We start from the raw sequence: 10,719 nt of genomic DNA, 5'->3' as shown, positions 1-10,719 counted from the left end.
GCTCAGATCAACGGCTTGACGAACCGCCGGATGCGGGCCCGCATGTCCGGTGGTGTGAGAGGAGGGCCGGGCGACCCGGCCCTCCTACTCGATTGTGTTCCTCGTGTGCGGCTACTCGCCGGACTCGGCGAGCTTCGCCGCCTCGGCCGCCGACAGGGCGCGGTCGAACACGCGCACCGAGTCGATGGCGCCCGGCCAGAAGTCGACCTGCGCGCCGCCGAACTCGGCCCGTCCGATCACTGTGTGCCCGGTGGACGCGTCACCGAGGCACGCCTCCGCGCTCCCGGCCCGCTGCCCGTTCACGTACAGCGTCAGCGTCCCGGCCGCGGCGTCCCGGACACCGGTCAGGTGGTACCACTGCCCGGTCTGCGGCGCTTCGGGGGCCAGCGCGCGGACGCCGGCGAAGCTGAACGCGAACCGGTCGTCGGCTCCGGAGTACTGCAGGAAGAACGCGCTGTTCGTGGGGCCGTCCTGGCTGACGGCCGTGGCGAACGAGCCCAGGCGGTCGAGCTTCACCCAGGCGGACACGCTGTAGCTGCCCGTGGTGTCGAGGATCGCCGCGCCGGTGTCCACGAACTGGTTCGAGCCGTTGAACAGCAGGCCCGCCCCGGAGTGCCCCGTCGTCCACTGCGGCCCGTTGACCAGGGTGCCGTCGTGGTCGCCCACCGCGTCGGCGGTCGTGGTCCCGGAGCCCTCGTCGAACGGGTAGAAGCTCACCCCGTCCAGCCCCGGCGTGCCCGGCGGCTGCTCGCCGCCGCCGGACGACGGGTCGGCGTCGATGACCGCCCGGTTCGCCTCGCGGACCTGCGCGGCGTCCATCTTCAGCTGCTGCCGGTCGTAGGTGTAGAGGCCGTTGACCTCCTTCTCCACGTCGGTGATCTGCGTGTACACCGACCCGGACAGGCCGCACTTGGTGACGAGCGTGCGCACCTTGTCCTGGACCTCGGTGTAGCGGCGCGTCAGCGTGGACGAGTCAGGCGTCATCTCGTAAGCGAAGCTGCCGGCCGGGTCGAACATGTGGCCGTCCACCTTCAGGCCCAGACCGCCGTACTCGCCGGCGACGCTCGCGCGCCCGCCGCCGGGGATGGGCGGCGAGCCGGGGCCGACATAGGTGTGGTCGTCGTAGATGTCGCCCTCCCCGTTGTCGGGGAGCGAGTCGCAGCAGTTGACCCCGCTGTCGGCGTTGACGAGGCGGCTCGGGTCCCAGCTCTTGACCAGGTCGGCGATCCGTCCGGGCTCGTACTCGCCCCAGCCCTCGTTGAACGGGACCCACATCACGACCGACGGGTGGCTGCCGTGCTGCCGCACCATGGCGTGCATCTCGTCCTCGAACTGCTTCTTGTCGTCGGCGGACGGGTTGTGCCCGCCGAACATGGCGGGCATGTCCTGCCACACCATCAGGCCCAGCTTGTCCGCCCAGTAGAACCAGCGGTCGGGTTCGACCTTCATGTGCTTGCGGACCATGTTGAAGCCGAGCTTCTTGTGCGCGGCCAGGTCGAACTTCAGCGCCTCGTCGGTCGGGGCGGTGTAGATGCCGTCCGGCCAGTAGCCCTGGTCGAGCGTGCCGACCTGGGGGACGAACTTGCCGTTGAGGAGCATGCGGGTCTTGCCGTCCTCGCCCTTGGCGAGGCTGATCGAGCGCATGCCGAAGTAGGAGCCGACCGTGTCGGTGACCCGGCGTCCGTCGCGCAGCCGGACCTTCAGCGTGTAGAGGTACGGGTCGTCGGGCGTCCACAGGTGCGGTTTCGGCACCCGGAGCGACAGCTCGCGGCCCGCCCTGCCGGTCACCCGCCCGACCGGCCGGTGCCCGGCGTAGGCGACCGCCTCCACCGTGGCGCCGGACGTCCCGGACGTCCGCGCGGTGAGTTTCAGCTCGCCGCCCTTCAGATCGGGCGTCATCGCCAGGTCGGTGATGTGCGCCGCCGCCACGGGCTCCATCCAGACGGTCTGCCAGATGCCGGACGCCGGCGTGTAGAAGATCCCGTCGCCGGGCTTGCGCTGCTTGCCTACGGCCTGGTGCCCGATGTCGGTGGGGTCGTCCACGCCGACGATCAGCTCCTGCGCGCCGCCCGGCTTGAGGGCGTCGGTGACGTCCACGGAGAACGCGTTGTAGCCGCCGGTGTGCGCGGCCACCCGGCGGCCGTTCACGTAGACCGTCGCCTTGTGGTCCACGGCTCCGAACTGCAGGACGAGCCGCTGCCCGTGCGTCCTCCAGCTGCGCGGCACGGTGAACGTGCGCCGGTACCACATGTGCTGGACGCTGCGCTGGATGCCGGAGAGCGCGGACTCCACCGGGTAGGGGACGAGGATCCGCTCGTCCAGGTCCCTGCCCACGGGCGGCTGCTCGCCCGGGGCGGCGTCCGCGAACTGCCACAGGCCGTTGAGGTTCTGCCACCTGCTCCGGGTGAGCTGGGGGCGCGGATAGTCGGGAAGGGCGTTGCCGGGACCCACCTCGTGGGTCCAGGGGGTGGTGAGCGGGGGCGTCTTGGGCTGCCACGCGTCCGCCGCGGCGGGCGGCGGCGCGACCGCGCCCGCGGCGACCGCGGCGAGCGCGGCCAGCAGGGCGGTGCCGAGCGAGGCTCGTCCTCTGGATGGGGGGTTGGAGGGTGGGTGGCGACGCACACGCAACGGACAACTCCAATCCGTTCGAAGCCGTCGATGGCCTTCGCCGCCCCAGCATGAGCATTTTAGATTGAAGTTGCAATATTATGAGCGAACCTTCTCGGATCTGCCCCTATGGCATGGCAAAAAGCGCCATCAGGCGGTGCGCGGCGGTGCGGTGGACCGTCAGGCGGCGGGCAGGCGGCCCAGCCCGGCGTACAGGGAGTCGGTCTGCGGCCCGGCCGGGCCGTACCCGGGGCGCCACTTCCAGGGGCGGGTGAGCCCCGGCTCGACCATGTCGAAGCCCGCGAAGTACTCCGCGATCCGCTCCGGCGGGCGGAACACGATGGGGCTGGTCGCCCTCCGGTACACCTCTTCCACCCGGGCCAGCTCCTCCGCGGGCGTGCCGTCCGTCGTCAGGTGCGACAGGGCGAGGTAGGAGCCGGGGGCCATCCGCTTCCGGAAGGCCGCCACGATGCCCGCCGGATCGTGCTCGTCGGTGATGAAGTGGAACAGCGCGATCGACAGGACGGCCACGGGGCGGGAGAAGTCGATGAGGGCCTTCAGGTCCGGGTGGTCCAGGATCGTGTCGGGCTCCCGGGCGTCGGCGGTGATGACGGTCGTCGTGGCGTTGGTGGCCAGCAGCGCCCGCCCGTGCGCGAGCACGATGGGATCGTTGTCGACGTAGACGACGTGCGCCTCGGGGATGACCTCCTGGGCGACTTCGTGCACGTTGCCCTGGGTGGGCAGCCCCGTGCCGAGGTCGATGAACTGGTCGATCCCCGCCTCGGCCAGGTAGTGGACGACGCGCTGCAGGAAGCGGCGGTTCTCCCAGACGGTGGCGTGGCAGAGCATCTCGCCGACGGCGGCCTTGACCTGCTCGGCGGCCTCCCGGTCCACGGCGTAGTTGTCCTTGCCGCCGAGGAAGTAGTCGTACATCCGCGCGGGCGAAGGCGTGCTCGTGTCGTAGGGCGGGGGAGAAGCGCCGTCGGTGCTCATTACGCCACCTTTGCGGGGGGAGGCCCGGGACGCCCTTCATGATCGCACGCGCCGCACGGCTTGTCAGCGGGCTGACGCTGCCCGCCGCGGCGCAGAAGGACGATCGGACCGGCCGCCCTGCCGGGCGTCGGCTACACTCGGTGGCCGGCGAAGGGGAGTAGTCCTGTAACACCGCTGGTCGACACGCTGGACGTCCTATGGCGTCCCGGCCATCGGGCCCGCCGGTCCGGTGGGCGGACGAGACCTTCGGCCGGCATGACCCGGTCTGCACAACCGTGCGGGCTTCCCGTCGTGCCGGGCCGAGTGGTCCTCCCGTCGCCCGCCGAGGGCGCCGAGCGAAGCACGCGGCCCGGCCCCAGCAGAAGGCTCCGCCCTATGACTCTGGATCCCCTGGCGATCCTCACCGCCTTCGGGCTGATCTTCCTCGCCGAACTGCCCGACAAGACGATGTTCGCCTCGCTGGCGATGGGCACGCGGATGCGCCCGCTGTACGTGTGGTTCGGGACGTCCACGGCGTTCATCGTGCACGTCGCGATCGCGGTCGGTGCGGGCAGCCTGCTCAGCCTCCTGCCGGGCACGGCCGTCAAGCTGGTGTCGGCGGCGCTGTTCGCCTTCGGCGCCGTCATGCTGATGCGCGGCGGCGGGGACGACGACGAAGAGGACCTGGCGGGACGGGCGATCACCCGCTTCTGGCCGTCCTACACGACCGCTTTCACGGCCGTCTTCATCAGCGAGTGGGGCGACCTGACCCAGATCACCACCGCCAACCTGGCCGCCACCGGTGGATGGCTGCCCACGGCGATCGGCTCGGCCGCCGCCCTGATGTCGGTGTCGGCCCTGGCGCTGCTGGCGGGCCGCTTCATCGCCAAGCGGGTCCCGCTGAAGATCGTGCAGCGCATCGGCGGCCTCTGCATGGCGGGCTTGGCCGTCTGGACGCTCATCGAAGCCTTCACCGGCGCGTCCACGTAGGGGGACGCCGAGTCAGCGCGAGGGGAACGCCACGCGCACGACGATCTCGCCCACCCGCTCGGCGGTCTCCTCGGCGGAGGCCGCGGGCTGGACGATGTGGCTGATGGTGAGCCTGACGGCGGTCTCGATGGCGAGGCTCCTGGACGCGGGGTCGATCATCGGCCAGGTCTCGGCCACGTAGGCGTCGAGCCACATCTCGGCGGTGCGCACCAGCCGGTCGGAGCGGGTCGTGAGGAGTGCCAGCAGTTCCTCGTTGCCGTTGTGGGTGCTGGTCAGGATGGTCTTGATCAGGTGGTTCTCGGCCGCCTGGCGGAGCATGAAGCGGGCTCCGGCGGCGACGGCCGCGCGCAGGTCGCCGATGTCGGCGTCCAGCTCCTCTCTGAGGCCGTTGAGGAAGCGCTCCTCCTCGCGCAGCACCAGCGCCTCGCCGATCGCGTCCCGGGAGCCGAACTCGGTGTAGACCGTCTGCCTGCTCACCCCCGCGGCGTTGGCCAGGCGGGTCATCCGCATCTTCGCCCATCCGTCCGCGGCGACCAGGTCGTAGGCGGCGTCGAGCAGGCGCTCGCGGAGCAGTGAGCGGACGGACTGTCTGTAAGGCGTCATCTCACCGTCATCCTAGACGGCCGGCGGGCAACGGCCTGCGGGGCGGATCGGCCCCTGGGCCCGCCATGTGAGGTACATCATCATTGACAGTTATTGGGCTACCTGTCTAACTTCTGGACAACTTTCCAAAATATGTAAGGCGGGTGATGGCCTGATGGCTACCGTCGGCGTCGATGCGAGCGGCTCGGTGAGCGCCGCGGACACCTGGAGAGATCCCAAACGCTTCCTGTGGCTGCTCGGGCTGCTGGTCCCGGCGCTGCCGCTCGCGGCCTGGGGGCTGGTCGGCCTGACGGGGCTGCGGCTGTTCTGGTGGTTCGGGCTGATGGCGATCTTCGTCGTCTTCCCGTTCTTCGACCGGCTCTTCGGCGAGGACCCCACCAACCCGCCCGAGAGCGCGATGGAGCGGCTGGAGAAGGACCGCTTCTACATGTGGGCCAACGTCCTCTACATCCCGGTCCAGTACGCGTCCCTGATCGTGGGCTGCGCGGTCCTGATGCGCGAATCGATGTCCGTGGTGGACCGGATCGGGTTCGCCACCACCATCGGGACGATCGGCGGCATCGCCATCGCCGCCGCGCACGAGATGGGGCACCGCCTGGAGAAGGTGGAGGTCTTCCTCGCCAAGGTCGCCCTCGCCCAGACCGGCTACGGCCACTTCGTCGCCGAGCACAACCGGGGCCACCACGTGCGGGTGGCCACTCCCGAGGACCCGGCCAGCGCCCGCATGGGCGAGTCGTTCTACCGGTTCCTGCCCCGGACGGTCTTCGGCGGCCTCCGGTCCTGCTGGCGGCTGGAGCGGACGCGGCTGGCCCGGCAGGGCAGGAGCGCCCTGAGCCCGCGCAACGCGATGATCCAGGGCTGGCTGGCGACCGCCGCCCTGTTCGGCGCCCTGGCGTTCGCCTTCGGCCCCGGGCTGCTGCCCTACCTGGTCCTGCAGGCCGTCCTCGGCTTCATGATGCTGGAGGTCGTCAACTACCTGGAGCACTACGGGCTGCTGCGGCAGCGGACGGCCGCCGGGCGCTACGAGCGCACCACCCCCGAGCACAGCTGGAACAGCAACCGCGTCGCCTCCAACGTCCTGCTCTACAACCTGCAGCGGCACTCCGACCACCACGCCTACCCCGGCCGCCGCTACCAGATGCTGCGGCATTTCCCGGAGGCCCCGCAGCTGCCGGCGGGCTACGCCTCCATGATCGTGCGGGCGCTGGTGCCGGTGTGGTGGTTCCGCACCATGGACCGGAGGCTCCTGGAGCACTACGACGGCGACATCACGCGCTGCAACATCCACCCAGCCAAGCGCAGCAAGATGCTGGCCCGGTACGGCGCCGCCGCCGGCTGAGACGGACGAAGGGGCTCCGACATGGACGAGCGGGAATTCAAGATCTGGGAGTGCCAGGGGTGCGGCTGGATCTACGACGAGGCGAAGGGCTGGCCCGAGGAGGGCTTCCCGCCCGGGACGCGCTGGGAGGACATCCCCGATGACTGGTGCTGCCCGGACTGCCAGATGAGCAAGTCGGGATTCGAGATGGTCGAGCGGACCCGCGCCTGACCCCCGGTCCGCGCCCGGCTCCGCTCCAGCGCGCCGCCCGGCGGCGCGCGGGAGCGGAGGGGCCTCCAGGCGGCCGCCGCCGACCGGGCGGCCGCGCATCTCCTCGGCCCTGTTCTTGTGGAGCGCGAGCCGCTTGGCGGTCTCCAGGCAGCTGCCGCGGGAGGCGAGGAACTCGTGGGGCGTCTCCCGCAGGCGGGCGGTGTGGCCGTCGCCGGCGGCGTGCGCCCCGAGGGTGCGGGCGACCCCGCGTGCCGGGGAGGTCCGCCGCCATGAGGGCCACGGGCGCGATCCGGCCTGGTCACCGGACGCCCCGCGCATCCCGTGGCGACCGCGACCGTCCGGGCCCCTAGCGGGTCGTCCGCGGGAAACCCCTCGACGCCAGGGAGGGATCGCTGCCCTGCGTGCCGTCCGGCCACTTCACCGAGTACCGCCTGTGGGACATGCCCCGCCGCCACGGATGCGCGACGTTCGCTCTGCTCGGCGGCATGACGAGCGCGCCCCGGCGACGTGGTGCGCGGCGTGCTTTCGTCCGGCATGCCCGCCGCCTTGCGGGACGGCTTGGAGAAGCGTTCCGGTGTGCGGCTACCGGACCGAGGCCCTCCAGTGGACGCACGCCGCCCGCGAGGAGGCTGAAGGACCCGCCTCAAGGGCGCGTCATGTGGCGAGCCGGGGACGCTGATTAGGGCTTGCGCAGGATGCCGCCGTATTCGCAGACGTCCCGTCCCATCTTGGAGGCGCCGACGAACTGGGAGAGCTCCTCGGGGACGGGCGGCAGGGGCGGCTGGTCGGGGTCGGGGCGCCAGTGCAGCAGGTTGACGAGCCCCGGTTCGACCGGTTCCAGCCCGTCCAGCAGGAGCGCGCCGACCTCCTCGCGGGTGCGGTTCTGCCAGGGGATGCCGGCGCCGTTCATGCGCGCGTTCAGCTCGGCAGCGCGGTCGGGGTCGGAGCAGACGACCTGGGAGAAGGCCAGGTGACTGCCGGAGGCCGCGCGATCCATGATGGTGTGCACGATGCCGCGCGGGTCGTCGGCGTCGGTCAGGTGGTGCCCGACCGACAGGAACAGCACCGCCAGCGGTTCGTCGAAGTCGATCAGGCGCTCGACTTCGGAGTGGTTCAGCACGGCGTCCAGGTCGCGGAAGTCGGCGTGGATGATGGCGGTGGAGCCGTCCCCGGCGAGCAGCGCGCGGCCGTAGGCCAGCACGATCGGGTCGATGTCGACGTAGACGACACGGGCGTCGGGCGCGAACCGCTGGGCGACCTGGTGGACGTTGTTGTCGGTGGGCAGCCCGCACCCCATGTCCAGGAACTGGCGGATCCCGGCCTCGGTGGCCAGGTACCGCACCGCCCGGTACAGGAAGAGCCGGTTCTGCCGGCAGATGTCGATCGACTCGGGGAAGGCGGGCGCGGTCTTCAGCGCGAAGTCGCGATCGACCTGGTAGTTGTCCTTGCTGCCCAGCGCCCATCCGTACACCCGTGCCGAGGCCGGTATGTCGTGACGGATCTCGACAGGCGGTTCACGATCTTCGGCGGCCACCATGCGCTCCCGATCCCGTAGTGCAGTTGTCGGTCAGATAACCGTAGCCGCCCTCCGCGTCCCGCACCCGATCTTCGCCCCGTCCAGCCCCGGCCACGGACCCGGCACCTCAGAGATCGAGTTCGCCCCTGCCGACCCGCTCGGCCAGAAGACGCCACTGAGCACGCTCGAACACCAGCATCGGACCTTCGGGATCTTTGGAGTCGCGGACGGCGACCAGACCCGGGAGCGGGGCCAGCTCAACGCAACCCTGGCTGCCCTGGCTAGCTGTCGCCTTGCGCCAACGAGCCCGTGCGAGCTGAACCCTCACCGGCTCAGGCATCGAACTCACCACTAGCGGCTCGCTGCGTCAGCTCCCGCCACGTCCTGCGGTCGATGAAGACCGGTGTGCCCTCAGGAAGCTTGGAATCGCGGACGGCGATGACGTCTCCAACGGCTGCGACCTCGACGCAGTCGCTCCCTGTGCTGCTGCTCCGGCTGGCTTTGCGCCACTGCACTTGCGAGAGGTCAGTGAGGGGATTCATCGGACTGCTGATACTCCCTGGCGATCTCGGCGACCAGCGCCATCGAGTCCTCTTCAGAGAGCGCCTGATCGCAAAGGCGGTCGAACCTCACTTTACAGCGGCTCACCTGGCCGACATCCTCGACGTAAATCTCGCCGCCCATGCCCTCCAAATAGACGACATCGGGATCGAGGTCGGCGGCGAAACTGAGGATCACGAAGGCGCCGTCCATGCAAGCGTGCTCCCCGGCCGATGCCGGTACCACGCGGATGCTGACATGAGGCTTCTGCGCCGTGTTGATCAGAGCATCGAGCTGCCGGCCCATGACCCAGGGGCCGCCGACGGGACGCCTGAGCGCCGCTTCGTCGAGCACCACGGTGTAGGACGGTGCGTTCCGCCGCTCCAGAAGGGCGCGGCGGGCCATACGGGCTTGAAGGCGTCGGAGCAGGACGTCCTCTGGGTCGTCGGGGCTGCCGATCCGGATGAGGGCGAGCGCATAGTCGCTGGTCTGGAGCAGTCCCGGAATGCACTGGACCTGCCAGCTGCGGATGCTGGCGGCGTCGTCCTCCAATTCGGCGAAAGAGCCGGTCAGAACGTCGCCGAAAGCCGACCACCAGCCCCGCTTGCGGATGTCCCTCGCGAGCTGCATGAGCGCGAGCTTGACCGCCTCAGCTCCGCCGTACAGGTCGAGCATCGCCTCCACATCCGCCGGCTTCGGCCTCGTTCTGGCTGTCTCGAAGCGAACGAGTTTCGGGCGGCTCCAGCCCAGGGCGGCAGCGGCGCTCTCCATGGAGAGGCCGGAGTCCTCGCGGGCCGTGCGGAGCTGTCGAGCCAGGCGACGGTGTCTCACTGTGGGGCTCTGCGCGGACGTCATGGTCGCCAAGTCTGGCATGACATTCGAGATCCAGTGCAGACTTCAGCGATGTTGCTCACTAGAAAATGAACAAGTGCATAGACAGTCAACCGGATTCAGCGCATCATGGTGAGCGGCCAACTCCGGTCTGTAGTCGTGGACGCGTCTTAGGTGATCAGCCGGCAAGCGGCTCGCTCGAAGGCTGAGCAGCGAGGAGTTGGCCGGGTTCCAGGGCAGGGGCCACCTGCCCGGAAGGTCGGGCGGTCTCGGACCGGTGCTGCCACACCGGCCCGAGACCTTGATCGGACGCTGGAGGTCCAACCCATGCATGATCGTACGAATCCTTCGCCCGTACCGGCGATGCCACCTGCTAAGCAGCGCGGCCCCGTCCTCGCACAGGAGCAACAGCGAACCTCAGTGCCCCCTACCTCGGCGCCTGCACTGTGGACGACGTCCAGCCTCGACCCCGACGAGACCGTCGCCGAACTCGGTGGCCGGTACCCGCACTCGACGATTTGGTTCGGCGAGTTCACGGGAAGCTACTGGGCCCTGATCCGTACCAAGGACGGCACCGCCCGAATAGTCGAGGGCAACACGCCTGCCGACCTGGGCCGACAGCTCGACTCCCTGGACCTGCGCACACCGCGGGATGACCGGCCGCAGCACACCGCCGATGAAGACCGAGACTCCATCAGGCTTGCGTGGTGTACCGGTGGAAAGTACTCGTCCGCTCGCAGGCCCTCCCGAGGCCGCGGTAGGTGCCGCCGATGCCACATCATGCCGAAAGCGCTGAGCAGGAGCGGTCGATGCTGACCGGTGCTCCCGCCGACATCCCGGCCGGCGGCGCCTGCGCCTTCCAACTTCCGGGCGACCCGAGCGCCGCCTCCCACGCGCGCTCCCTCGTCGCGGTGACCATGTGCCAGTTGGGCTTCACCACCGACTCGATCGAAGACGCCAGACTCGCCGTCTCCGAACTGGCCACCAACGCACTCACCCACGCGGCCTCGACGGCACGGAGCCTGTCAAACTCGTTGAGACAGCTCAGGCTGCGGGTTGTGCCTGGTTGTTCTCCTTTTTCTCGTCCTTGGGTGGTTCGTTGATCCAGGCC

11 protein-coding genes are annotated in these 10,719 nt (G+C 69.8%); 3 read left to right on the top strand and 8 right to left on the bottom strand.

Translation table 11 applies throughout. From position 1 onward, the window contains the following. Positions 1 to 111 precede the first annotated feature (111 nt). Together ABTW95_RS35210 and ABTW95_RS35205 are read right to left on the bottom strand one after the other, a co-directional pair. Complete coding sequence (locus ABTW95_RS35210) at positions 112 to 2,622, bottom strand: LamG-like jellyroll fold domain-containing protein (RefSeq protein ID WP_500228583.1); 2,511 nt, start codon at positions 2,620 to 2,622, stop codon at positions 112 to 114. A gap of 165 nt (positions 2,623 to 2,787) precedes the next feature. Next, positions 2,788 to 3,600 carry an SAM-dependent methyltransferase gene (locus ABTW95_RS35205; RefSeq protein ID WP_500228582.1) on the bottom strand — a complete coding sequence of 271 codons (813 nt, stop codon included), beginning with the start codon at positions 3,598 to 3,600 and terminating at the stop codon, positions 2,788 to 2,790. Positions 3,601 to 3,975: 375 nt separating this feature from the next. Here ABTW95_RS35205 and ABTW95_RS35200 point away from each other — a divergent pair, with 375 nt between their 5' ends. Continuing rightward, the gene (locus ABTW95_RS35200; protein ID WP_396445443.1) at positions 3,976 to 4,569 is read left to right on the top strand and encodes a TMEM165/GDT1 family protein; all 594 of its coding nucleotides are present in this window, start codon (positions 3,976 to 3,978) and stop codon (positions 4,567 to 4,569) included. A gap of 12 nt (positions 4,570 to 4,581) precedes the next feature. Here ABTW95_RS35200 and ABTW95_RS35195 read toward each other — a convergent pair whose 3' ends face one another. Further along, on the bottom strand, positions 4,582 to 5,172 hold the full coding sequence (locus tag ABTW95_RS35195) for a TetR/AcrR family transcriptional regulator (protein ID WP_500228581.1): 591 nt from the start codon (positions 5,170 to 5,172) through the stop codon (positions 4,582 to 4,584). A gap of 154 nt (positions 5,173 to 5,326) precedes the next feature. Here ABTW95_RS35195 and ABTW95_RS35190 point away from each other — a divergent pair, with 154 nt between their 5' ends. Further along, on the top strand, positions 5,327 to 6,511 hold the full coding sequence (locus ABTW95_RS35190; RefSeq protein ID WP_500228580.1) for an alkane 1-monooxygenase: 1,185 nt from the start codon (positions 5,327 to 5,329) through the stop codon (positions 6,509 to 6,511). 21 nt (positions 6,512 to 6,532) lie between these two features. Further along, positions 6,533 to 6,721, top strand: coding sequence for a rubredoxin (locus ABTW95_RS35185; protein WP_396445446.1), 189 nt, complete (start codon positions 6,533 to 6,535; stop codon positions 6,719 to 6,721). A gap of 679 nt (positions 6,722 to 7,400) precedes the next feature. Here the strand turns inward: ABTW95_RS35185 and ABTW95_RS35180 are convergent. The 5 genes from ABTW95_RS35180 to ABTW95_RS35160 form a co-directional block, all read right to left on the bottom strand. Further along, positions 7,401 to 8,192, bottom strand: coding sequence for an SAM-dependent methyltransferase (locus ABTW95_RS35180; protein ID WP_500228579.1), 792 nt, complete (start codon positions 8,190 to 8,192; stop codon positions 7,401 to 7,403). Positions 8,193 to 8,364: 172 nt separating this feature from the next. Beyond that, positions 8,365 to 8,577 carry a DUF397 domain-containing protein gene (locus tag ABTW95_RS35175; RefSeq protein ID WP_396445448.1) on the bottom strand — a complete coding sequence of 71 codons (213 nt, stop codon included), beginning with the start codon at positions 8,575 to 8,577 and terminating at the stop codon, positions 8,365 to 8,367. Beyond that, entirely contained in the window at positions 8,570 to 8,779 is a 210-nt protein-coding gene (locus ABTW95_RS35170; protein ID WP_396445449.1) for a DUF397 domain-containing protein, read from the bottom strand. The genes ABTW95_RS35175 and ABTW95_RS35170 overlap by 8 nt, the downstream gene beginning before the upstream one ends. Beyond that, positions 8,763 to 9,632: a helix-turn-helix domain-containing protein gene (locus ABTW95_RS35165; protein WP_396445450.1), complete on the bottom strand. Its 870-nt coding sequence runs from the start codon at positions 9,630 to 9,632 to the stop codon at positions 8,763 to 8,765. Before ABTW95_RS35165 ends, ABTW95_RS35170 begins: the two co-directional genes overlap by 17 nt. A gap of 754 nt (positions 9,633 to 10,386) precedes the next feature. Next, a partial coding sequence (locus ABTW95_RS35160) for a hypothetical protein (RefSeq protein WP_500228578.1) occupies positions 10,387 to 10,719 on the bottom strand: 333 nt, incomplete at its 5' end.

Source organism: Spirillospora sp. NPDC127506 (genome assembly GCF_040302145.1).
Lineage (GTDB): Bacteria > Actinomycetota > Actinomycetes > Streptosporangiales > Streptosporangiaceae > Spirillospora.
The sequence above is the reverse complement of the archived record's forward strand: the minus strand, read 5'-3'. Positions and strand labels throughout refer to the sequence as shown.

Excerpts from the sequence above, each read along its gene's own strand:
- ABTW95_RS35195 (WP_500228581.1), bottom strand. The coding sequence starts at position 5,172 with ATGACGCCTTACAGACAGTCCGTCCGCTCACTGCTCCGCGAGCGCCTG.
- ABTW95_RS35165 (WP_396445450.1), bottom strand. The coding sequence starts at position 9,632 with ATGACGTCCGCGCAGAGCCCCACAGTGAGACACCGTCGCCTGGCTCGA.
- ABTW95_RS35205 (WP_500228582.1), bottom strand. The coding sequence starts at position 3,600 with ATGAGCACCGACGGCGCTTCTCCCCCGCCCTACGACACGAGCACGCCT.
- ABTW95_RS35175 (WP_396445448.1), bottom strand. The coding sequence starts at position 8,577 with ATGCCTGAGCCGGTGAGGGTTCAGCTCGCACGGGCTCGTTGGCGCAAG.
- ABTW95_RS35200 (WP_396445443.1), top strand. The coding sequence starts at position 3,976 with ATGACTCTGGATCCCCTGGCGATCCTCACCGCCTTCGGGCTGATCTTC.
- ABTW95_RS35170 (WP_396445449.1), bottom strand. The coding sequence starts at position 8,779 with ATGAATCCCCTCACTGACCTCTCGCAAGTGCAGTGGCGCAAAGCCAGC.
- ABTW95_RS35185 (WP_396445446.1), top strand. The coding sequence starts at position 6,533 with ATGGACGAGCGGGAATTCAAGATCTGGGAGTGCCAGGGGTGCGGCTGG.
- ABTW95_RS35190 (WP_500228580.1), top strand. The coding sequence starts at position 5,327 with ATGGCTACCGTCGGCGTCGATGCGAGCGGCTCGGTGAGCGCCGCGGAC.